The organism is Tenacibaculum sp. AWR4_210 (assembly GCF_056160945.1).
Window position 1 is genome coordinate 61,784 of record NZ_JBSWYF010000008.1, and the last position, 25,273, is coordinate 87,056.

15 protein-coding genes are annotated in these 25,273 nt (G+C 39.5%); 10 read left to right on the forward strand and 5 right to left on the reverse strand.

The window, feature by feature from the left end; translation table 11 throughout:
• The first annotated feature begins 3 nt into the window (after positions 1-3).
• The 3 genes from ACXAG7_RS15085 to ACXAG7_RS15095 all read left to right on the forward strand — a co-directional run bounded on the left by ACXAG7_RS15085 (position 4) and on the right by ACXAG7_RS15095 (position 12,536).
• The gene (locus ACXAG7_RS15085) at positions 4-8,892 is read left to right on the forward strand and encodes a LamG-like jellyroll fold domain-containing protein (RefSeq protein WP_476667338.1); all 8,889 of its coding nucleotides are present in this window, start codon (positions 4-6) and stop codon (positions 8,890-8,892) included.
• Between the two features lie 486 nt (positions 8,893-9,378).
• Positions 9,379-11,712 (forward strand): LamG-like jellyroll fold domain-containing protein, encoded by a 2,334-nt coding sequence (locus ACXAG7_RS15090; protein WP_476667339.1) that lies wholly within the window; start codon positions 9,379-9,381, stop codon positions 11,710-11,712.
• Positions 11,713-11,861: 149 nt separating this feature from the next.
• Positions 11,862-12,536, forward strand: a complete 675-nt coding sequence (locus ACXAG7_RS15095) for a hypothetical protein (protein ID WP_476667340.1) — start codon at positions 11,862-11,864, stop codon at positions 12,534-12,536.
• Between the two features lie 284 nt (positions 12,537-12,820).
• Here the strand turns inward: ACXAG7_RS15095 and ACXAG7_RS15100 are convergent, their stop codons facing one another.
• From ACXAG7_RS15100 to ACXAG7_RS15120, 5 genes are all read right to left on the reverse strand, one after another.
• On the reverse strand, positions 12,821-13,252 hold the full coding sequence (locus ACXAG7_RS15100) for a hypothetical protein (RefSeq protein ID WP_476667341.1): 432 nt from the start codon (positions 13,250-13,252) through the stop codon (positions 12,821-12,823).
• A 903-nt stretch (positions 13,253-14,155) separates the two neighbouring features.
• Positions 14,156-14,743, reverse strand: a complete 588-nt coding sequence (locus ACXAG7_RS15105) for a CopD family protein (RefSeq protein WP_408044641.1) — start codon at positions 14,741-14,743, stop codon at positions 14,156-14,158.
• A 26-nt stretch (positions 14,744-14,769) separates the two neighbouring features.
• Positions 14,770-15,786, reverse strand: a complete 1,017-nt coding sequence (gene hemH / locus ACXAG7_RS15110; RefSeq protein WP_408044385.1) for a ferrochelatase — start codon at positions 15,784-15,786, stop codon at positions 14,770-14,772.
• A gap of 1 nt (position 15,787) precedes the next feature.
• Positions 15,788-16,315, reverse strand: coding sequence for a TrmH family RNA methyltransferase (locus tag ACXAG7_RS15115; protein WP_476667342.1), 528 nt, complete (start codon positions 16,313-16,315; stop codon positions 15,788-15,790).
• A gap of 19 nt (positions 16,316-16,334) precedes the next feature.
• Positions 16,335-17,219 carry a helix-turn-helix domain-containing protein gene (locus tag ACXAG7_RS15120; protein WP_408044383.1) on the reverse strand — a complete coding sequence of 295 codons (885 nt, stop codon included), beginning with the start codon at positions 17,217-17,219 and terminating at the stop codon, positions 16,335-16,337.
• Between the two features lie 212 nt (positions 17,220-17,431).
• Between ACXAG7_RS15120 and hemA the strand changes: the two genes are divergently transcribed.
• From hemA to ACXAG7_RS15155, 7 genes are all read left to right on the forward strand, one after another.
• Positions 17,432-18,700, forward strand: coding sequence for a glutamyl-tRNA reductase (hemA, locus tag ACXAG7_RS15125; RefSeq protein WP_476667343.1), 1,269 nt, complete (start codon positions 17,432-17,434; stop codon positions 18,698-18,700).
• Positions 18,684-20,273: a hydroxymethylbilane synthase gene (gene hemC / locus ACXAG7_RS15130; RefSeq protein ID WP_408044381.1), complete on the forward strand. Its 1,590-nt coding sequence runs from the start codon at positions 18,684-18,686 to the stop codon at positions 20,271-20,273. The genes hemA and hemC overlap by 17 nt, the downstream gene beginning before the upstream one ends.
• Before the next feature lie 65 nt (positions 20,274-20,338).
• A complete protein-coding gene (gene hemB, locus ACXAG7_RS15135) occupies positions 20,339-21,304 on the forward strand; it encodes a porphobilinogen synthase (protein WP_408044380.1) in 966 nt (321 codons plus the stop codon).
• 59 nt (positions 21,305-21,363) lie between these two features.
• A complete protein-coding gene (hemL, locus tag ACXAG7_RS15140; protein ID WP_476667344.1) occupies positions 21,364-22,653 on the forward strand; it encodes a glutamate-1-semialdehyde 2,1-aminomutase in 1,290 nt (429 codons plus the stop codon).
• Between the two features lie 90 nt (positions 22,654-22,743).
• Positions 22,744-23,769, forward strand: coding sequence for a uroporphyrinogen decarboxylase (gene hemE, locus ACXAG7_RS15145; protein ID WP_476667414.1), 1,026 nt, complete (start codon positions 22,744-22,746; stop codon positions 23,767-23,769).
• A gap of 25 nt (positions 23,770-23,794) precedes the next feature.
• Positions 23,795-24,412, forward strand: a complete 618-nt coding sequence (locus ACXAG7_RS15150) for a TlpA family protein disulfide reductase (RefSeq protein ID WP_408044378.1) — start codon at positions 23,795-23,797, stop codon at positions 24,410-24,412.
• Positions 24,413-24,500: 88 nt separating this feature from the next.
• Positions 24,501-25,244 (forward strand): EI24 domain-containing protein, encoded by a 744-nt coding sequence (locus ACXAG7_RS15155; RefSeq protein ID WP_476667345.1) that lies wholly within the window; start codon positions 24,501-24,503, stop codon positions 25,242-25,244.
• The last annotated feature ends 29 nt before the right edge of the window (positions 25,245-25,273 follow it).

Genomic DNA, 25,273 nt, shown 5'->3' on the forward strand with positions numbered 1-25,273 from the left:
TAAATGAATTTAAAAATATACCTACAAAAATTGATAATGTGTTGCTGTATTTTGTTTGCGGCAAGAAGCACATTTAGTCAGTCGAGACCTCCTGTTTTAATTTTAAAAGGAGACAATCAGTACACGACGCATTTTGATACGCAAAATAAACTAACAAGTCAATTGCTAAATGCTGGGCTTAGCGGGCAAGCGACCGTCGAATTTTGGGTGATGAAAGCCCATACTAAATCGGGAATGACCCTTGGTGGGAATGGAACCTGGAAACTGTCGACCTTAACCAAAGGAGCTCAAGCTTTTTCATTGGAGGGGATTGATGGTCAGTTGGTGATTACTACGGGTGCAGCTAAGGAGGTGATTTCCTTGGCTGGAGCTGATGGTTTTTGGAACAATCATTGGCGTCATATAGCCTTTACAATCAATAAAGAGGCACAGAGTTTGCGCGTATATGTTGACGGTGTTCAACAAGCGAATTTAGCTTACCCAACAACTGATTTCACCCCTGAGCAATTATATATGATGGTGACGGAAGACGATCAGTTGAGTATTGCTGAGTATCGCGCATGGAATAGAGTCCGCAACGCCGATCAAATTTTAGAAGGTATGGGGCGTACCTTTGCCAATGACAATGCACAAAATTTGGAACGACTCGGTAACAACGGACTGGTAGTCGTATACGGAAATGATAATTTTTCAACAGAGAAAGTATCTAATTTACCGTTGATGCAGACGAAATGGAACAATATGATCAGTAGTTCTTTAGGAGGCGATCATCCTACGGCAGGCCGTGTGACAAGTAGTCTGTTTAACATGCATGAAGAGGAGTTTGTGTTGGCAGAATTAACGTCGAATGCAGATCATCCAATTTACAGCTTAACCGATGTTATGCTCTATGCTTCTGATGGTGAAGGACGCAATGCTTCAGGAGCGATAGTTAAACTTCGTTGGCCTCATTTGGCGAACGCTACCAATTATGTAATCTCTCGAAGGAATTTAGCAGATCCCTCATCGTCATTTACAGATATCGCTACGATGCAACCGACATCGAACAATCCTATTTCATCCTATTTAACCTATGAAGATGCAGGAGTGTTACCAAATGAGTTGTACGAATATCAGGTGATTGCTGATGGTGTGGTTGGAAGCAAACCAGGAGTAGATAACGGTTTTGTATTTGCGAACGGTGTAGCCCATGGAGAAGTGAAAACAGCGACTGAAATTGCAACGCAAGATGCTTTATTGGAAGCAGAAACTGCTACAGGAAGTATTCCGGGAGCCGCATTGGAGTTTTTACCATCAAGCAGTCCTGTTAAAATCAATGATGTTAGCTTATTCGAGATAGCAGAAGGTTTTGGAACTATTGAATTCTGGTACAGGACCCCTGTAGCAGGATCGGGAACAAATACGATTTTTAAGTTAAGTGATGGAGAAATTAGAATTAGTGAATCAACTATTCAGGTAGTTTCACGTAATCCGCAAAATCAAGAAAGTACCTTAACGTATTTGCAAACTGCGAAACCGACTGATACGGAATGGCATCATTACGCTGTGACCTTCAGTCCAACAGGAGGAGCCTTATTTGTAGATGGAGGTGTAAAGCAACCGACTAATAAAGAAAATCCGGTGGTAGCCAATGCTACAACGCAGTTACCTTTTGTTGTTGGTTTGGGGAAATCTTCTTCTTTTTCGTTTAATGCAAGGGCAGAGAGCAACTATCAACTCGATGAGGTGCGTATTTGGAGTACTAAACGAAATGCAACAGAAATTTATAAAAATTGGAAGTACTTTTTAGGAGCTACTACAGCGAGTGATTTAATGGCGTATTATCGTTTTGATATGCGTGATGCGCATAACATCTACAATCAGTCAGCCATGTCATTAGGGCGATTTAGAGGAGTTTCATTAAGTTCCTTAAAAACAGTAGCGCAACCGTATAGAAAGGTTCAAGAGGAAGGGCAAACTACCAACGTTCCATTGACGTATGCGGTTTATACGGATCATGAAGGTAGGTATCGTTTTACCAGTTTAAATTCGGGGCGTCAAAGTCAGGGAACCCCTGTGAATTATTTAGCGTATCGAATTAGACCTTCTAAGCCGAATAATGAGTTTTCGCCAGAAGCAGAGATTACGAACATAGAAAGAAGTTTAAACCCTGAAGAACCGGGAGCTATCAGTTTTACCAATATATCAGCTTATGATATATCAGGGAAAGTAGTGTACTTAACAACGCTACCAGGTCAGGCTGAAAAAGTAGAATTCCCTACGATACAAAGTACAGGAATTAAATTAGATGGTACCGAAGTAACAAGTACAGAACCTGGTGCATTGGTCAGAACGAATAACCAAGGAGTTTTCCGTATATCTGGAGCGCCTGGAAGACATAGAATTGAGGTAGGACAACCACAATTTGAGGATGCTAGTATCGATGTAGATCGTGTGAGCTTAGATTTCAAAGGTAACGGATACGCGGTAACCAAATCGAGTGTTGAGGAAGTTGTTGGTCAGGGATTTACCTTGTCTGGATTTGTGAAGCCTGACGTGGAAACTGAAGCAACCGCATCGGGAGAGAGTACTGCCATTCCGGAGGTTCAAGCCATTTTACAATGGGGGGAACTTCGTTTAGAGTTACGTGAAAATTCTAATTTAGTCTTGGTTTCTTCAGGAGTAGACCTCTTATCTAAGCGTTTGATGAATTCTGGAGCGTACGTCTTTTTTGCAATTACCAGAGATGTAGAAAATAATGTAATTGGATTGCGTGTCGAAGACGACAATCAAACCGCTCCTTATAGCGAACAAGCCATAAGTGATAAACTGTATTTAGGTGGAGTTAAAGCAGCCGATGGAACAGTTACAGGAAGCAGCTTTGCTAATTTAGATTGGGTAGAGTACCGCGCCGCGTATTATACGCCAAACGAATTGTATAATGTGAAACGAGGTTCCATTGTTGCCAAAGATAAAGTAGCACTAAAACTGTCTTACAGTTTTGAACACTTGAAAGGAACGCGTGCTATGAACTTGGCAGAAGTCGATTCGTCAAGAGAAAATAACTACTTTGAGCTCTTAGGAGATGCCTATTTTAACAATCAATCAAGTTCTAATTATATTCGTCAGTTTGCATTTGATTATAAGGCTTTTGAAACCGGAGATGCAGCGGCATTAGTAAACCCAGCAAAGAATTCGGAGTACTTGTTTAATTTAATAGAACCAACCGGGAATATTAATTTTGAAAATACTACGAGACGATCATTTGTTGGAAATATTGTAATTCCGTGTAACTATAATGTAGGGAATTGGACAGGGAAAATTGTACGTACTGATGTTCAATTTCCAAAGTATGAACGCACTATTGTTGCGGCAAATTTCAATGCGGAAAGAAATGTATTTACCGTAAATGATTTATTACCTGGTCAATATCGAGTAGAGTTAACAAGAGAAGGTTCAACAGATTCCGTACAATCGTCAATTATTGATTTACGAAACGGAAACAAGAGCTACGATTTTGAATACAGAAATTCACTGGAAGCTTCGTTAGAACTCTATGCAGTAACCAAAGATCAGTTGGAGTCTTTTGAATCTATGAGTGAATTAGAAGCTCATAAAATCAATCCTACTTGTGGCTCAGATCAATCTATTTACAAGCTAGAAGCAGGTCAGAGTATCTTGGCATCTGTTTCAGTATTTGAAACCTATGATGGAGGTCGCTGCCCAGTAGAAGGAGCGACTATTAATTTGAACGGAGAAATGATCATTGCTCCAACAGAAGGTAGTACTGATAAGTTTGGTAAACAATCCTTTTTAACCTTCGCTGGAAATCCCAACTTTATCGGGGATTACCTGCGTAATGTAGCCATTGCGGTTAGTCATAACAATCGTAATATTTCCGTATCGAAATCAGCGTATATTACAGGAGCGCAACGAGGAAATCAAGACTTTACTTTAACCGACCCTACAGTTGGGTTTGTTTTGTATGATCCGCCAGGAGATGCTAGTTCTTCGACATTATCGAGAGGAGCGACCTATTCTTTCAGCAAATCAGTGGGAGGAGGATTAGATTTTTCAACAGCAACCTCTATTACAGCAGGTTCTGATATTGAAACGCAAATGGTTTCTTTGGCTATTGCGGCACCTTTAGGAGTCGGAGTAGGACAAGGTATTATTTATACTGTAGTGGAGCAAGAGTCGAGTTTTTCAGGGAATATCGATGCCAATTTTACCTATCGTCATTCTGAACAAAATGGCTATAGCGTTTCGTTAGATAAGTCTATTAGCACCTCTTCAGGTGAAGATATCGTAGGAGCGGATGCGGATGTATTTATCGGAAATTCGTTAGTACTGACCTTTGGAACGGGTAAAACCCTAATAGTGAACGATGACTGTCAGCCTGTTGTTGATTACGATAAAAAGGTAATGACTGCAGACCAGCCTACACCGTTCGTATATACACGTCAGGATATTGAAGATCGTATTATTAGAAATTTACAAGCTTTATTGATAACTAAATTTGATGCGTTGAATCCACCGACAGCGGAGGAGCTTGCCAATAGAAGTTCGTTGGATTATCAGACAACCATCGATGGATTTAATATCGATACCAATGCACCAGGATTGGATAAAGAGGTGTTGAATTACGTGTATCAAATTCAGCGATGGAAAGAAATTGTTCAGCGTAAAACTAGAGCGGAGCAACTGACATATATGAACGAGCAAACTAATTCATTTGACAGTACCACTTCTTCTTTGAGTACAGTTGGTTCTGATTTAGGGAATTCGGTAACTAAACTTGATACACAAGTATCTTTTAGTGGTGGTAATTCGACGACCTATACTTTGACCAGAAATGTTGAGACCGGTAGTCAAAACTCAGGAGGTTCTACTTTTGGAGGAGGAACGACCTTGGGGACTAGATTTAACATTGCAGGAGTAGCATTGAGCGTTAGTACGGATATCAAAACCTTAGGCGTGGTTGAAGCGAGTAGTGGTTCAACAAATAGCAATGCCAGAGTAGATACCTTTACCTTATCAGACGGTGATGTTGGTGATCAATTTAGCGTTCGTATCGCACGTGATAAAATGTATGATACACCTATTTTCTATACTGTTGCCGGACAAAGTGGATGTCCGTTTGAATCGGGAACAGCACCGAGAGAAGGGGTAGAAATTACTGTAGATAATGCGGTGAAGCACGGTACCGGTGATGGATCAATATTGTACAATTTGACCTTGAGAAATACACAGGTAGCCAATGATGCAACACGTAAAGTTTATATAGTAGGTATGAATGGTGCTTCGAATAGTAAAGGAGCCCAGGTATTCTTAAACGAATCTCCAATTTTTGAGCCTACAACTGCGTCAACTATTAATTTTGGTTTGGATGGAAATTCACCTACGGGTGTTCAACGAGAAGTACAGGCGCAATTGCGTATCACCAGAGGTATGGATGCTCCAGAAGATATCTCCTATGAAAATATAGGAATTCGTATTTACTCTGCCTGTGAACAAGGGGGTGATGGATACCGAAGTTATCGAGTAGATGAATACAACGAAGTAGGAGTAGTACCTTTCCAGGAAATTTTCGTAACAGCTCACTTTACTGGAGCATGCGTAAGTGAAATTGAAGCTGATTTACCAGCAAACGATTGGGTGGTGAATAATAACAGTAATGACCAACTAGCCTTTAGATTCCGAATACCAGAAGTGGCGAACGACTTGGTTGATGATGATTTCTCAGTAGCCTTGGAGTATGCCCTGCCAGGAAACAATGAAGCTTATGAGTTGAAAAAGCTAACACTTGCAGAGTTAAAGGAAAACATGGACTCAGCAACTGGTTTTATTAACTATACTGCCGATGTTTCAGGCCTGTCTGACGGAGAATACCGTTTCAGAATCGCACCTGTTTGTGCCGATGGAGGAGCTAATTTACCGGCGAGCAGAAAGAACCCAACGCCTTTTGTTACCGGAAGAATTGCCCGTTTAGCACCGACAATTATCGGTACCAATCCTGTAAATGGTGGCGTGTTGACAGAAGGTGAAATCACCGTGGAGTTTAACAGAGCAATCAATCCATTAACCGCAGTTAATAGTAGTTTCTCCTTACGTGGAATTTTAGGAGGAGTACCAAGAGATTTAATCTCCGCCGAATTCGATAATGTAAATGATGAGGTGACGGTACCACATCAGGAAGCGTTTAATTTAGATGCTAGAGAGCCATTTACCATTGAAATGTGGGTGAACCCAAGTTCGTTACCTACTGGTTTGACAGTGGTTCCTATCATTGAAAAAGGAACAAATTTCAATGTCGGATTGAATGCACAAGGTAACATTGTGTTGAACAATACAGTAGTGAGCCCACAATCTTTACAACCGTTTAACTGGACGCATGTAGCGGTAACCTACGATGGTAACCAAACTGCAACTATTTATTACAACGGAGTATCGGTTGGGTCAGGAAGTATCACAGCATTAACAACCAATACGGATCCGATAGAAATCGCTAAAAATGAAGGCGGAAACTCGTATGTAGGAAAATTAGATGAAGTACGTATCTGGACTATCCAAAGAAGGCCTACTGACATCGTTGCAAAAATGGACGAGCAGTTAATTGGGAATGAACTGAATTTGGTAGCTTATTTTGTATTTGATGATAATGCCTTGGAAGGTGCGAATGGTGCTCCGGATGAAGCTATTAGAGATTATACTGGTAACGCCATCGGAACTACGCATTCAGGATTGAGTTTTGTTAGTGGAAGTGCCCATGCAGCGCCGTTAGATATAACTAAAATGGCCAAGAATTTACAGTTCACAGTAACCACTTCTCATAACGATACACAAGTCCACCTTACTCCGGTATTCGATGCTTCGTTTGTCGAAGGGGCTCAGCTCACGGCAATGGTGCTCAATAGGCGTTTGGAAGACCCATCAGGAAACAAAACCTTAGGGAAAGCCTGGTCGTTTGTAGTCAATAAAAATACCATCCGTTGGAGTCAAAACAATGTTCGCGTGACTCAAGTTCAAGGTACAAGTACGCAAATAACAACGGTAGACCTTGATAATTCACAAGGAGGAACACCGGTAAAATATCGCTTTAAACAGTTGCCTTCATGGTTGTCTGTTCATAAAAATGGAACGGTAATCGAGGAAAATAGTTTCCAAGATTTAGCAACTGGTTTTGTGGAGCGAGATTTAGATTTCGTAGTGGCTCCGTATTTGAATCCTGGTATTCATGAAACAGATGTGTATATTGAAGTAATTCAACGAGTGAATAACCAAGATGTGCCAATAGGAGTAGAAGCGTTCCATATAGAAGTAGAGGTAACCTGTGAGGCTCCTGATTTTGCAGGAAACTTTAATTCTAACGATTACTTTGGAAGCATGAGTATTAGCGGAAACTTGTTTATCAATGGAGAAAAGTCATTGGATACAGGTGATGTTGTTGCTGCCTACCTAAATGGTGAATTCCGTGGTCAAACAACAGTGAGTACCAGTGGATTCGTAAACTTAAGTGTTTTTGGAAATAACGGAGAGTCAGGTGCCTTGGCCTTTAGGGTATGGGATGCTTCGGCATGTACCGAATACCAAGGAATTGTGGAAACCTATAGTTATAATTTCCGCGCTCGCATCGGATCAGCAAGTGCTCCTGTCAGCATGACGGTAGGAAGTAAAATTTCTAAGCGTATAGTGCTGGCCGCTGGATTCCAAGAGTTGAGTTTTAATTTACGTGACAACAGTACGTCAATGAATTTATCACTACAATCGATCAAAGGATTGACTGCTGGAGATGAGATTTATGACCTCGAAACTACTAGTTTATTGGCAACAGTTGCAGCAAATGGAAGCTTTATTCTAAGCAATGGGGCTACGAATCAGTTAGACACGCGTAAAGCGTACTTAGTAAGAACAAGAGCGTCGAAGTTAATTAGCATTGAAGGAATTCACGTTCCTATAGATACCGATATCCCTGTACTAGCGAATGCAGATACTGCAATTCCGTATTTCCCAACGGATTTACAGACCTTGCCAATAGCGCTCCGTTCTCTGAATTCAACGACCGTTAGTATTGGTGACCGTATTGAACGTCGTGGTTTACAAGCAGAGTATACCGCCGATGGTTGGAAAGGAAGTTTGACTCATATGACACCGAACTTGGGATATATTTACCGAGCGTCAAGAGCAGGAGTGTTAAACTACAGTGGTATTGCCAATACTCCGGCACCAGTTGCTAGAGGAGCTAATGCAGCAATTGCTGAAGAAGACTACCTTGAAAGAGCAGCCAAGTTAAATTGGAGAGTCGATCGCAATGCGTATCCGAACTTTATGTATATGGTTGCGACCTTAGATTCTGAAGAACTCGATGTAGCACAAGAACACCTGATTGCCGCTTATGTAGATGGTAACATCAGTGGAATTGCGAAACCGATGTTGATCGATGGTGCTTATCACTACTTTGTCGGAATTGGAGGATTTGCTAAAGGAGCGATTAGTTTTAAATTATATGATGGAGAGCATATTGTAAGCTTAGACAATACACTAGAATTTGAGCGTTCGGCGCATGTAGGAACGGTTGAAAATCCTTTTGTACTGAAACATACCCTCAAGTCAGAAGACTTGGTTGACGGAATGGATGCAGTGTATAGTTTAGGTCAAAATGAACCGAATCCAATGACAGATGCAACTAAAATTACCTTCCAAGTAGCAAAAGACGAATACGTAGAGTTAGCCTTATTCAATGTAATGGGACAGCAAGTACATTCTTTTGTAAAAGGCTGGGTAAAAGGGAAGGAAATACATACTATTAACTTTAAGAAAGAAGAAAGTGATAGACCACTGGCTTCTGGTGTATATTTCTACCGATTATCAACAAGTACCAAGACGATGACTAAGAAATTGGTTATCCGATAGGTGTTTTGTGTGTATTTGATGAAGAAAGGAGGCAGTATTGCCTCCTTTTTTTGTTTGTTGATCTTCCTGGAAATGGAAAAAGGAGCTCTTACGAACTCCTTTTCTATATTACGAAATAGAAGATTACCCCCTTCATGATAATCTATTCCAGCAGTTTAGACGAGATTCTTATCGACTCTTACAAAATAAAATGTTAAAAAAAATAAAAAGAAACTAGGGCGTACTGGAAATGGCAAGTCAAAAGTCTCAAAGTCAGATTTTGAAACCTGAAAAGAGGTGTTGTTAAATGGTTTGTTAATAGTGTTTTAGGTGTTTTTTGCCAGGTAATGAAGTCTCAAATCTGAAACTCGGACTAGTGCGATGTATGGCCAATGATTGGGAATGGTACTTTTGACTAACAATTCGAATTGCGGCTATACTATCAGAATTTTAAAAGAGCTATTGAGCTCTTGGTTTTAAACACAAGAATTACTAAAAACACAAAGAATGATAAGTAAATTACAAGCATTCGCCTGTGCTTTCATTATAGGAGGGCTAAGCCTTCAAGCACAGTATTCAACCCCGGCTCACAAATCGAGTGTAGGAACAATATTAGATTTTAAAAAACATACTAAAACTCCTCGTCGTCAGCAATTGGGAGCTGATTATATGACCCGACATTGGGAATATATCAAAAAAATACCGCTAAACATGTTTTTAATGGGCGGGTCTCATCATTTTACCTTTGATAAAGGTACAGGGCCTTGTGCTCCTCAGGGGGCTACAGTAGCAGAACAAATTAAAGGAGGAGTGCGTTATGGTGATGTTCGATTGACGGCTGTAAAGAGTTCAGGAAGCTTCTACTTTGAAGCGGACCACGGAAGTTTATGTGTGGCAGAATCCACACATTTTAAAGATGATATTGAAGGTATGAAAAGCCTATTAGGTACTAATGATCTTTTTATTTTTCACCTTAAGAATATTTATAATTTTTCTGATTTTGATAAAAGTGAACTCCATAGAGATTTAAACAAAGTATTTGAGACTACCTTTGGAGCTGATATGATTACACCAAATGAGTTAGCCAAAGCTGGGGTGACCATGGCGACGGCTAGTTTGGAAGAATTGCGCAAATTGGGGAGAATTATAGTGATTTCCCCTCAGGTGGGGGGTACTACAGCTGCGCCAAATGGAAGCAGTATTCTCTATTCGAACAAGGGAGATAGAACCATGGGAGGTACTCAGTACAATAATATCTCTGATGAAATAAGTTATCCGTATAAGTCTTTTCAAAAAATTGGTGTAGGAGGCGAAAATGTCCGCGTATTAAACTTTTTAACCGAGTATTTGCGCAAAACCAATGCGATTTCAGTGAACTCTTTAGGATTTAGCGAGAAGGATGCATTTCTCAGCGGAAATACTTTTAGCCTAAGAAAAGATGGAGAGGCTTGGAATCACAGCGTATCAAGAGAAGAAAAAAATGGGAGACCAGGAATTTCTATGCTACAAGATATGTTGTTGAAGACGGATAAGGGGTTTGCGTTTAATGTAGATGGTGTAGAGTATGGAGCAAAATCGTCAAGAGATGTTTTTGCCATCTTATTAGACGGAGTGTTACAACGTTGCAAACCTCCTACGTTGATTGAGAGCGTTAAAACACCGAATGGTTATCGCTTAGAATTGGCCTGGGGAAAAACTTGGATACGTCAAAAACCCATTGAAATTTGGGGATATGATATCGCAGGGAAAATTTGGAAAAAGGTCAGTGATGTTACCGCGTATTCAAATGACGGAGGATCATCGTTTTTAACAGAAGTTCCGAAAGCAGGGTATTATTATATAGTGAATAAACTGTCAGGATATCGCAGTCCTGTGTACAACGTAGGAAATCAAAGAATTGTATTTGATCACGGAAAATCCGAGCTGCCGTATCACTTTAATTTTGAAAACTCTTTGGAAAATATCGGAGCTGTAAAAGGAGCAAAACTGAAACTCACTATCCCTGGTGGTGGAGGTTTGACTTATAAAAAAGGAGCGAAAAGTACCTATGCAGCCATCAAAGGGAGTAGCTTTTTTAATTTGATGTCGGCTTCTGGGAAATGTACTGTTTTTGATTTCTATGGGAATACTACATTTTCTGTTTGGTTTAATAAATCAGGGCACTACAGTTTTGACTTAAGTTCAGGTTACTACGAAGATGGTTCAACGCTAGCGATGCACATACCCACGCGATTTGCTCAAATTCAAACGCGAATAAATAGGGTTGTTCAAACCAATTTATGGAATGCAATGCACGCAAACGCATGGTATCATTTGGCGATCGTTAAAAAAGGAACATTGCTGTCATTTTATATCAATGGCAAAGCTGTGGGGACCAGTAATGTACTTCAAAAAGTGAAAGGTGATGGCTATTGGAGAATTTCAAAGTTGTTAGAGAACGAATGGACGGATGTATTGCATATAGATGAGTTGAAAATTTATAACAAAGCCCTAACTGCTGCTGAGTTGACAAGCGAGTACGAACAAGGGAATCCCGAAACTGTGAATCGCACTACAGTCGCTCGTCCTACTTTAAAAGCGCCTTTAGCTTCAAATTTTCAGGTGTATCCAAACCCAGCGAGTAGTTTTGTTAGTATTGCAAACCCAGGAGTTGCTTCTTCCGTATTAAACACGCTTACGGTTTCGGATTACGCAGGACGTCTAATACTGAGGAAGTCTTTTCGTTTTAGTGCTGGCCAGCCTTATTCGTTAGCTCTCAAAAAAATACTTCCAGGGCATTATACACTTAAAGTGACATCAAATCAAAAAGTCTACACTGGAAAAATTATAATAAAAAAATAATTTCAAAAAAAACATTGTAGGTAACCCTTTCTTTATCAGTTTGATATAGGAGGGGTTTTTTGATGTAGTATTGATTTTTTAAGGGGTTTCATAGGGTAAAAATAAATAAGCTAGTATTAGTTGTGTAAACATTGAAAATAATTAGAGAGATGAAAAAAATAATAATTAGTACCCTGGTATTGAGTGGTTTGTTGTTGTCTTCGTGTTCAAACGATGATCAGATTAAAATTCCGGATAATGGTAACAATACTACGACAAAAGCGATCGTAACTTTTGATTTTGAGAAGGCGAAACAATTCTACCTTCCAGTTAAAGACGCTGCCGGAAAAGTGACAAAACAACCCATTAAGAATATGAGTGAATTAAAAGCTGGTGATTCAGGATGTGGGCGTATGCATCGCGGAAAAGCTGGGGAGTTTAAAAAGTGGAAAGGCTATGATTTTTCGGCCAACAAAACTACGTTCGTAGGTTATGATATGGGACGTTGTGGAGGTGTTTCTGAAGGGAAATCATTCGGAGATTTTGAGTTCAAAAAGAACTATGGTAAAGGAGAATTAAAATTGAGGTTTAAGTATTACAAGCCTGGAGATTTAACCGGTTGGACAGGTTATTTCTTAGATGTGTACTTGACGAAAGAAGGTGAGGAGAACCCTACAAAGAAATACCTAGTCAAAGTAACTCCAAAAGTAAATAAAGCCGGATGGGTAGTGCATGATCAGGTATTGGATGTAGCATTTCCAAAAGGAAAGTATGCCGTTGTCATCGCTGGTGGAGGTGCTGGAAGTGTTGGGATTGACGATATTCAGTTGTATCCAACCAAATAATAACGAGAGCAGTGTGTCTTTAAAGGCATACTGCTTTTTTATAAAAAAAAACAACTACGGTTGCCCGTAGTTGAATGCGTAATTGTTTGAAATATTATTTGAGGGTGCCCCCAAATATAGTCCAAACTGAAATTATGGGCAATACCTAATAACCCTAATCCTATATCAGGGTTTTCCCTGATGCGGTTATTAACGTATTGACTTTATGAGCATTTGATAGATTTAATGCTCGGGGGACCACAAAAAGCAAACAAGTTGTTTCGGGGGACAAAAGTTGGCGTTTGCTAATTGGATTTTGTATAAAAGGTTTCGAGAGTCACAGTGACTTCGACACCGGTTTTTAAGGTTTCTATATAGCTGCTTCGAATCACAATTCTATCATTTGTAATGTAGGCAACTTCTTTACTATTGTCATAGATAATCTGGTAACTATTGGTTCCAGTTTTTTCCCATTTGGCACTGTTCATAACGAGGATACACGGTGAGTTAGGGCTAGAGGTTCTGTAGGTTTCTAGACTGATGTTACCGTTTTCAAGCGCAATGAGCTTGTTGTTATCCATGCAAGCTTCTTGTACATCAGCTCCGTTATTCATTACTTTTTCAAGTTTCCAAGTTCCAATTATAGGTTCGTTATTTTCTGGTAACTCATGCTCGTTACCTGAGCAGCTCACTAAAATGCTTAGTAGAACTGCAAAGAGAATGTGGGGGGGCCTCATTGGTTTAAAATTTTAAGTTTCTTTTAAATTTCTTACATACTATTTTTTTGGGTTTTAGATAAGATCTGTTAAAGTTGGTTAGTCAATTAAAGTAGTGTGTAATCAATGGACCTAAGTACTGTTGTGTGATACCGTATTCATAGTGATGGATTTATTTTAGTGCATTAATCTCCCAGTACCTCATTGTGAGAATGAGTGTTCGCCTTGGTACAAAAATAGTGTACCATTGAGTGCCTTCCCTGCTTTTTTCAGCAGTAAGTATCCTTTCGTAAAAAAATACTTTTACGATATGAGTTAGAAGGGTAAGAAGGGTTAAACAGCTAATTGCTGTAACATTAGTGATTTACGCGGTTGTGATACGCCGCAGTTTGTTGAAAGAATTGTCGATGTGGTAGGTCATCATAATTTCTAATTCTTTTTGTTCTCTTTTGCAAATTTTATCACAGATATTAATCAAAGACAGTTCCGGGTTAAGTGCTGTCAATTAATACCATTGATACCTTTTTTTAAAGTTGCAAAGCGCAACTTGAGTCCTGAAACACTTTTAGTGTTTTCTCGGTCAGTATCTTTTAATGTAGTGTTGTACCTCAGTTTGTACTATCCGGAAGGTGTAAGCCTTGTTCATTGGGTTGGGGGGGAGTAGTATGAACTTCAACTCTGGGTTAGAGTTGTGTTGGTTAGGTTTTCACTGTTTTAGAATACGTTATTAGTGCCTGTGGTATCAGGAGGAGGTGCTACTCACAAAGCTCCTGAGTAAATTTTTCTTCATCTTATACATATAGTTTTCTTTTGAGACCTTAAGATACTAAAAATCAAACTAGATGGCAATGTTTTTGTTGGTAAAATGTTGAAAATCAGGAAAAACACTGTAGTGTTCGAGCGTGTTTTTCCTGATTATGTGTATTATTCTTCAGTTTTTTCTTCGTCTAGTAGTTTTTTCTCATGAGCGTCCCAGCTTTTTTTAGCTCGTATTCTCTTATAGAGCTTTACACAAAGCATTAAAATGATGGAGAACAATAAAATCCCAATCACGCCCCAAATCCAGCTAATGCTGTTTTTGAGAACTACCAGAAAAACGATGGCAAAAAGTAATATGGTAGCTACTTCATTCCATAGTCGTAGTTTAAACGCGGAATATTTGATAATGTTGTGCTGCAACTGTTTGTAGATTGCATGACAGGCTCCGTGATAAAAATACAAGGCTAATACGAACGATAGTTTTACGTGCATCCATGGTTGCTCTAGGTAGTAAGGACTCTTAATAAGCATCCAAAAAGCAAATAGACTGGCGAGAATTGCACTTGGCCAGGTAATAATGTACCAGAGACGCTTTTCCATGAGTTGATATTGTTTTTGGAGAATCTCTTTTACCTGTGCTTCTTTTTTTTCTGCTTCTGCGTGATATATAAAAAGACGTACAATATAAAACAACCCTGCAAACCAGGTAACTACAAATATGATATGTAGTGCCTTGACATATTCAAAATCAATGTGCAGTAAGTCCATAATACAGGTTTTTAATTGTTAAATTCTCGTATCCATTTGGCGATGACACCAACCCATTCGTCATTGTCATTAATACAAGGCACGGTGTGGAATTCTTCTCCACCGGCTTCTAAAAATTCGTGTTTGCCTTCCATGGCAATTTCTTCGAGGGTCTCTAAACAATCAGAAACAAAGGCCGGAGTCACGATAGCGAGTTTCTTGATACCCTCTTTTTCTGCTTTGTTAACAATGGTTCTATCCGTGTAAGGCTGTAACCAAGGGTCAACTCCTAATCGAGATTGAAAAGAAGTACTTACCTTATCTTTGTCTAAGCCCAGTTTTTCAATAACGTTTTTGGTAGTTTGGTAGCATTGATGACGATAACAAAACTCATGCGCTTTGGACGGTGTATTGCAACAGCTTCCATCAATTTTACAGTGAGATTTAGTGATATCCGATTTGCGAATATGACGTTCGGGAACCCCGTGATACGAAAACAATAGGTGATCGTAGTCCTTATCGCTTAAATAATCCTGAATGCTGTTTGACAAAGCGCTAATGTATTCTGGCTGGTTGTAAAAGGCCGGAACATCAGTGATTTTCATATCGGGGAAGTGCTTTTTTCTAAGTTCTTCTGCTAAAACTACGATAGTTTCGGTGGTTGCCATGGCAAACTGAGGATACAGCGGAACGAGTAATACCTCTCGAACACCACGTTCGTACAAATCTGTAAGTCCTTGCTGAATAGAAGGACTACCATAGCGCATGGCAAGGCCTACAGGAATTTCCGATTGTTCTTGAACTTTGGCCTGTAATCGTTCTGATAATACGATTAAGGGCGATCCTTCTTTCCACCAAATTTTTTGGTAGGCGGCTGCCGATTTTTTAGGTCGGGTATTTAAGATAATTCCTTTGACAATAAAGGTACGTAACCATAAGGGTAAATCGATTACGCGTTCATCCATTAAAAACTCCCCTAAATATTTCTTTACATCTTTAGGTTGGGTGCTATCAGGTGACCCTAAATTTACCAATAATACTCCTTTCATATTAATCAATGGGTTTTGGATGTGGTTTTATAATGAGTTGATTGCTTACTTCGTACAATGTGATGGCAAGACTGTGAATGACATTCATAGACGAGTTCCTACCGTACATAGGGATGGATACTGTGTAGTCCGCTAAGGACACTTCGTGTAACCCCTGTCTTTCGCTGCCCAAAAGTAAAACTATTTTTTCGTGTGCACGAAAATCAAAATTTCTTAATTCAATGCTTTCATCAGTAATTTCTATACCTATTATAGTATGCCCAGTCGATTTGAGCTCGGCAATGAGTCCGCTGAAGTCATTGTAGCGTTCATGGTTAATTTGATCCAGAGTGTTGCGAGCAGTCTTTTTAACCGTCCTGTTGGTCAGTGCCGGAGAACTCTCGTGCAAATAGATTTTGTCGACTCCGTAGCTCTCGGCAATCCTAAAACACATGCCGATATTTTCAGGAGTTCGAATAGTGTCACAAACTATGGTAATAGGGAACTTTTGTTCGCGGTTGTCGATGTCGTAATGGGTGAGTTGTTTCATAAAAAGAGCAACTGTAATCTTATTGATTTAGACTGATAATGTATTGTTTTGGGGTAGTACCAAACTTCTTTTTGAATGCTGCGATAAAATGACTAGAAGTACTGTACCCGACTTGAAGCCCAACTTCGTTGACATTGTACTTATTACTTTCCAGCAATTGTCGCGCGAATTCCATTTTGTAGTCGAAGAGAAAACTGTAAACGGTGTCGCCGTAAATTTGTTTAAATCCTTCTTTGAGCTTTTTTAAATTAAGCCCAACTTCATTGGCTAGTTCCTGCAATGTTGGTGGTTCGCTCATTTTCGAAATGATGATGTCTTTTGCTCTGCGTATCTTTAATACTTCGCGATCATCAATTAGGAATGGACAGTATTCGTCTTCGGTATTTTCTCCGCTATCAAAATGCAAGCTCAACAGCTCGTAGGTTTTTCCTTTAATATATAGGTCCTTGTTTGAACTGTGACTTTTGGCGGCAAAAATTTGTTGCAACACCAAAAGAACATTGTCTTTTATCGCGGTATTATCGTAGTATTTTTTGTTTTTATTATTGTCACTCAAAAAGGGTATATAACTCGCTTCACTTGAAAACAACGAATGGAACTTCTCAATAGTGATTAAAACAGATATTAAGGAAGTTTTTGGTAATATTTCCAAATTAATTGGTAAGTGCTGCTGCGGGTTGTATAAAAAAATGGAGTGCTTGTCTAGTACGTTAAATGTATAACTGTTGTTATTGAAAAAAAACTTGCAATTACCTTTTACACAGTAATGTAGTTGTATGTAGCTGTTGTCAATATCGCGATGAAAGCGCTCACTTTGATCGCTGTTGTTTTGAAATTTTAAAACGTAAAATCCCTTCTCCAAGGAGATTTCTCTAAAAGAACTTTCTGCGACATTTTTTGACATGAACAAGTATTTTTACGGAACTAGGTTTATTTAGAATCATTCTATATTAAAACGCTTCTACTAGTAGGGTTTTAGGCAAAATTACACATTTTTAGGTGGTTTAGCTCGATAAAAACTACAAAAATCTTCAAACGACATTAAAAGTTCTTCTAGCGATATTTTTAACGAGAGAATCTTTATATTTTTGACTGATTTTTTGGAAGAAGATTTGAATGTATACAGATAATAGACCTACGAAATTTTACAATATAGGAGTTAGTTATGTAAAAGCTGACGCCGAAACACGCGGAAAGTTTTCCTTGTCAAAAGAAGGACAGCTCGCGTTACTTCAAGAAGCAAAGGAAAGAGGATTGGGAGAGCTCTTTGTGTTGTCTACTTGCAATAGAACAGAAATTACCGGATTTGCCGAACACCCGTTTCAGTTGATTAGCATGTTGTGCAATCATTCGGAAGGGAGTGTCGAAGAGTTTGCACGCGTATCGTATGTAAACAAAAACCAAGATGCCATTGAGCATTTGTTTCGAATGGGAACGGGCTTGGATAGTCAAATTCTCGGTGATTACGAAATTGTAGGACAGTTACGACAGGCTTTTAAGCAGGCGAAAGAAGCCGGAACAACCAATGCTTACTTAGAACGATTGCTCAATGCTGTGATGCAAGCCAGCAAACGCGTTAAAAACGAAACGAAGTTGAGTTCAGGTACTACTTCAGTATCGTATGCAGCCGTGCAGTATTTGATTAAAAATATGCCGGACTACAACGAAAAGAGTATTCTAGTTTTCGGTTTGGGTAAAATGGGAAAACACACTTGTCAAAACTTAGCTGAATATACTAAAAACAGACAAGTGAGCTTGATTAACCGAACTGTAGAAAAGACCGATGCCTTTGTAAAAGAACACACTTTTATCAAAAAAGCAGTTTTTGAGGAGTTAGCCACTGAAATCGGACAAACTGATGTGTTAGTAGTGTCGACAGGAGCTGACAAGCCAACGGTGACTGCGGACCATATCACTTCCAAAAAGAACTTGTTGATTCTCGACCTATCCATGCCTGCCAATGTCAGTAAAGAAGTGGCAGAGATGGAAAATGTAACCGTGGTAAATGTCGATGAACTTTCGAAAATTACCGATGAAACCTTAGCGGTGCGTAAGCGAGAAGTACCTGTGGCGGAAGGGATAATTGAAGAGCATAAAGAGGAGTTTAACGAATGGTTAAATCACCGTCGTTTTACACCAGCGATCAATGCGTTAAAGCAAACCTTGATGGCCATGCAACAAGACGAAATAAAATTTCACAAGAAAAAAATAGCCAATTTTAACGAAGAACAGGCGGAAGAAATAACTTCGAGATTCATTCAAAAAATTACCACCCAATTTGTCAAACATTTAAAAGATGAAAAAACTTCAGTAAATCAAAGTATTGAAGTGATGTCAAGAGTGTTTGGAACCAACATACAAACAGTAGATGCAGAAGATCATTAGAATAGGTACTCGCGAGAGCGAGTTAGCCCTTTGGCAAGCAAACAAAGTACGAAAGCAGTTAGAAGAACTAGGATATGAGACAGAAATCGTACCGATCAAATCAACGGGCGATATTATCTTAGATCAGCCGTTGTATGAATTAGGAATTACAGGAATTTTCACGAAAAACCTCGATATAGCCATGTTAAATGGTGATATTGATATCGCAGTTCACTCCATGAAAGACGTACCTACGGTACTTCCGAAAGGCATTGTACAGGCCGCCGTATTGAAAAGAGCGAATTTTCACGATATCTTGGTGTTAAAAGATACGGAAGAGTTTATGGGGCAGCCTACAGGAACCATTGCTACCGGAAGTTTACGACGAAAGGCACAATGGTTAAATAGGTATCCAGGACACCGCGTTGAAGATTTGCGAGGAAATGTGAATACCCGATTGGAAAAGCTAGATAACAACGATTGGAACGGAGCCATTTTTGCTGCCGCCGGGTTGGAACGTATCGGAAAACGCCCTAAAGGAGCGGTTTCACTTTCTTGGATGATCCCTGCACCTGCACAAGGAGCTATCATGGTAACAGCCTTGGAAGACGACGAATATTGCAAAGATGCCTGTGAGCAAATCAACGATAGAGATACGGAATTGTGTACCGGTATTGAACGCGAGTTTTTAAATCGCCTCGAAGGAGGGTGTACCGCACCAATCGGAGCGTTAGCGATGATTGATGAAGTGAATACCCAAATCGTGTTTAAAGGAGTGCTTTTGAGCCGTGATGGTCAGAAGAAAATTGAGGTAACGAAGAAGGTAAAGATGGGAGGGCACAAATACTTAGCCAAAGATTGTGCCAATCAAATTATCGATAAAGGAGGAAAGTTTATCATGTTGGAAGACGAAGGAATCGATAAAGAATTCACGATTTACTCTACCAAGACCTTATCAGAAAATCAAAAGAAATTAATTCCGACCCACGTAGGCGTTCAGGACAGTGATTTTATTAAAATCCGCTTTAATCGAATTGCTCCTAAAGTTGTGAAATCACCGCTTAAACACGTGATTATTACAAGTCAGAATGCTGTAGAAGCTCTTGTCAATAGCTTTGGGAAAGAGGAGTTGCAATTTGAGCATATCTACTGTGTAGGAAGGAGAACAAAAAAGCTGATAGAACAAAAAATAGGACCGGTTGCACACGTTGAAAGAAACGCTAAAAAACTCGCGGCGCATTTGGTAGCTACCTTAAACGGAGAGGAAGTAACTTACTTCTGTAGCAACTTACGCATGGATACGCTTCCAGTAAGCCTGCGAGACAATGGTATTGAAGTTCATGAAGTAGAAGCTTACAAAACGATGCACAGTCCTGTAGTTTTGGAAGACAAAGTAGATTTGGTACTGTTTTACAGCCCGTCAGGTGTAACTAGTTTTATGGAGAAGAATGCGGCGAATATCAAAGCACTTTGTATCGGTGAGTCCACTGCAGTAGAAGCGAGAAAACACTTTGAGCAGGTGGAAGTGGCAAAGATGCCTACCGTAGAAAGTGTACTCGAATTAGCTGCACTACAATTTAAAAAGGAAGAATAAAAATAGTCATACTAAAAAGATAAAAGAGGATTCCTTTTTTATCTTTTTAATTTTATACAAAACAGATGTTCAGAACCCGTAGATTAAGAAAAACTGAAAATATACGCAGACTTGTTCGTGAAACACAGTTATCGATAAATGATTTCATTTATCCTTTGTTTATAGAAGAAGGAACAGGGATCGAAGAAGAAATCCCTTCTATGCCCGGTATCAAACGCTATTCTTTGGATACGATTGATAAGGAATTGCAAGAAGTAGTAGCCTTAAACCTACCCGCAGTATTGTTGTTTGGAGTACCAGCAGAAAAAGATGATACCGGTACAGAAACCTGGAATGACAACGGAATTATGCAGCAGGCGATTCGGTATATCAAAAAGAACTATCCGAGTTTGTACGTCATTACAGACGTTTGTTTCTGCGAGTACACTTCTCACGGTCATTGTGGCGTAATTTGCGATCACGATGTGGATAATGATGCTACCTTAGTAAACTTGGCGAAACAGACCATTTCTCATGCGAAAGCCGGAGCGGATATGGTAGCTCCTTCAGGAATGATGGACGGTACTATTGCCATGATGCGTGAAGCACTTGATCAAAGCGGTTTTCCTAATTTACCTATTATGGGCTATTCTGTAAAATACGCTTCTGCTTATTACGGTCCTTTTAGGGAAGCAGTGGATTCTACGCCGTCTTTTGGAGATCGACGTACCTATCAGATGGACCCAGCTAACCGCGATGAAGGAATGCGTGAAGCCACTTTCGACGACCAGGAAGGAGCTGATATACTCATGGTAAAACCGGCGTTGTCTTACTTAGATATCATCAGGGATCTAAAAAATAATTTCGATCGTCCTATCGCTTGTTACAATGTAAGTGGTGAATACGCCATGATCAAAGCAGCGGCTGAAAAAGGATGGATTGACGGTGATCGCGTTATGATGGAAACACTTTTGTCAATGAAACGTGCAGGAGCTGATATTATCATTACCTATTTTGCTAAAGAGGCAGCGCGTATCTTGGCTAAGCAGTAAGGAGAAACAACGAAGTACTAACGTATAGAATTCGAGAGAATTCACTAAAAAATAAAGAAATGGATTTTTCTAAGTCGAAAAAATTATATCAAAAAGGACTTACCAATTTGGTAGGGTCTGTAAATTCACCTGTGAGAGCATTTGCTTCTGTAGGTGGAAATCCGCTGTTTATAAAAAGAGCAAAGGGGAGTAAGATAGAAGATGTAGATGGTAATGATTACGTAGATCTCGTACTTTCATACGGACCTATGATTTTAGGGCATCGCCATAAGAAAGTTGAAAAAGCTGTGAAGAAAGCACTTAAAAATGGATATTCATTTGGTGCTTCAACCAACGACGAAATTAAATTGGCAAAAATTGTTTGTGATGCTTTTCCAGGCATGGACAAAGTTCGTTTTGTAAACTCAGGAACGGAAGCGGTGTTGAGTGGAATTCGTTTGGCCAGAGCTTTTACAGGACGCGATAAGATTATCAAATTCTCTGGTTGTTATCACGGACATCAAGATGCCTTGTTAGTTGCAGCTGGGTCAGGATTGGCAACCTTGAGTTTGCCGGGAAGTAAAGGAGTGCCAGAAGGCGCAGTAAAAAATACTTTAATAGCAAACTACAATGACCTCGATAGTGTAAAAGCGCATTTCGAAGCACACGATGACATTGCAGGGGTTATTTTAGAGCCTGTAGCAGGAAATATGGGAGTGGTGACTCCGCAAAACAATTTCCTTAAAGAATTAAAGGAATACGTAAACGCACAAGGAGCGTTGTTAATTGTCGATGAGGTAATGACTGGATTCCGTTCGACCTTTGGTGGTGCCCAGGAGCTATTTGATGTAGAAGCCGATATTACCTGTTTAGGTAAGGTAATTGGAGGAGGTTTCCCAGTAGGAGCTTACGGTGCACGCAATGAAATTATGGAAATGGTGGCGCCTTTAGGTGGTATGTACCAAGCGGGGACTCTCAGTGGAAATCCGATTGCTATGGCAGCCGGAATCGCTACCTTGACTACCTTAAAAAAGCAAAATCCTTTTGAAAAATTCGATGAAATTGCAAAAATTATCGAAGTATTTTTATTAGAATCCGCTAAAAAACACGGAGTAGATTTGACTGTGAATCGCTTTGGTTCTATGATCAATCCGTTCTTTACCAAAGAAAAAGTAACGAATTTTGAATTGGCACAAACCTCTGATACATCGAAGTTTGCTGCCTTTTTCTGGGAGATGATCAAAGGAGGCGTGTTTTTGCCACCTTCGCAATTTGAAGCGTGGTTCTTGTCTTCTGCCATCACAGAGAACGATTTGAAACGCATTTCGAAAGCAATTGATAATGCAATGAAAGTAGTAGCTAATATGTAATTTAAATGAGTTATTACGACTGAGTACTTTTAGCAATTGATTTGCATTAAAAATTACTTTAGTATATTCGTAATGACGGAGATGAACGAAATGATTAAAAACGATTTATTTTTAAGAGCCTTAAAAGGGGAAACAGTGGAGCGTCCTCCAGTATGGATGATGCGTCAAGCGGGGAGATATTTACCAGAATTCATGGAAATTCGTAAGAAATATGATTTCTTTACGAGATGTAGAACTCCAGAGCTGGCATCAGAAATTACCGTGCAACCTATTCGCAGGTATGGAATGGATGCGGCTATCTTGTTTTCAGATATCTTGGTAGTACCTCAAGCGATGAACGTTGAAGTGGAGATGAAGCCTAATTTTGGACCTTACCTTCCCAACCCAATCCGCGACAGAAAAAGTTTAGATCAGGTAATTATTCCAGATGTACACGAAGAATTGGGCTACGTTATGGACGCTATTAAAGCGACCAAAGAAAAATTAAACGACGAAATTCCGTTAATAGGATTTGCAGGGTCTCCGTGGACTATTTTGTGCTATATGGTGCAAGGTCAAGGGTCTAAGAATTTTGACAAAGCTAAGGAGTTCTGTTTTACCCAACCCGTTTTGGCACACGAATTGCTTACTAAAATAACACAGACCACTATTGCGTATTTAAAAGCAAAGGTAAAAGCAGGTGTCAATGCAGTTCAGGTTTTTGATTCTTGGGGAGGAATGCTAGCTCCTGCCGATTATCAAGAATTTTCTTGGCAGTACATCAATCAAATCATCGAAGCGCTCAAAGACGAAGTACCGGTTATCGCCTTTGGTAAAGGATGTTGGTTTGCATTAGATGTGATGGCCAAATCAAATGCTTCTGCATTGGGAGTAGACTGGACGTGTTCGCCGAGAAATGCACGTTACTTAACGGGAGGAAATATTACTTTACAAGGAAATTTTGACCCATCGAGATTGCTTTCTCCACCCGCTGAAATTAAAAAAATGGTAAACCAAATGATAAATGAGTTTGGTAAAGACAAATATATTGTTAACTTGGGGCATGGAATTTTACCCAATATTCCACTAGATAATGCCAAGGCATTTGTGGATGCGGTGAAGGAATATAAAGTTTAAATATCACCCCCTTAAATAATTAATTATGAAAAAATTATTACTTGTATTACTAGTGCTGACAGTTCAACTGGGTTACTCGCAATCAAAGGAATATTATAAGGATGCAGTGAATAATTGTATTGTTAATTCCAACAAAGATGCAGCGATGCTCAATGATATCGTAAACAACTGTGTTAAGGGTAAGTATATCGCAAATTACGATTTTACGACAGTTGATGGCGAAGTGATTAGCACTGATAAAGTGGATAAACCAATTTTGTTGATTGCCGCGGCAACGTGGTGTGCACCGTGTTGGGGAGAAATTCCTGCACTGAACAAAATGGTTGAAAAGTACGATGGACAAATGCAGTTTGTAATGATTTTTTGGGATACGAAGGAGAATGTTGCAAAGATGGCAGAAAAGCTTGACAAAAGAATTAAGTTAGTTGCTTCGGAAGCAGAACACGCTGATAAATCGACGATCGAAGTAAATGGGTTTATCCATATGTTAGACTACCCAACAGCCTACTTAATCTCGAAAGACAAGCAGATTTTGAACTTTAAGAGAGGGGCAGCAAGCCCGTCTAAAAAATTGACTTGGGAACAGGTTAATGAAATGAACGAGAAACAATTGGAAGAATTTGTAAAGCCTGTTTTACAATAGGTCAAATAAATACTTAACAAAATACTAACAAACCTCTTTCTATATTTAGAAAGAGGTTTGTACTTTTATGGGGCTAAAAATTCTATGTATGTTTACATCTATGCTAGAAGGCCTCAGTGCCTACGGAAAAGCTTTTTCCGTGTTGTCTGAACTTAAATTGTGGAAGTATTTCGCAATCCCCATTATCATTAGTTTGTGTATTGCATTGTCGGTTTTCTCCGTCGTTTACGGTTGGGCTGACGATTTAGGAGGCTATTTGGCAACCGCTTGGCCCTGGGAATTCGGAAAAGAAACCGTTACTACCATAAGCACGATAGTGAGCGGACTCCTCATTGTGATTATCGGCCTATTGTTGTACAAACACCTGGTACTCGCTTTTTCGGCTCCGTTTATGTCGCCAGTCTCTGAAAAAATCGAGGCACATTACTATCCAAAATCTACCGAGGTAAAAACCGAAGCGAGTTTTTCTTCGCTCTTGCTACGAGGTGTGCGTTTGAGCATGCGTAACCTTACCCGTGAAATTTTACTGACCTTAGTGTTGTTATTGTTGAGTTTAATCCCTGTAATCGGTATATTTATGACCGTAGCACTGTTTTTTGTACAAGCCTATTACGCAGGCTTTGGTAATATGGATTTTACGCTAGAACGCCATTACCAATATAAAGAGAGCATACAATTTGTGAAGAGAAATAAAGGGATGGCCATAGGTAATGGACTCGTATTTATTTTATTTTTATTGGTTCCTTTTATCGGTGCCTTACTAGTATTACCGCTCTCGGTTACTGCTGCAACGTTGACAACTCTTCCTAAAATTAAGGCAGAAAACACCTAAGTTTGGTTATTTTTGCCTTACAAATGAAA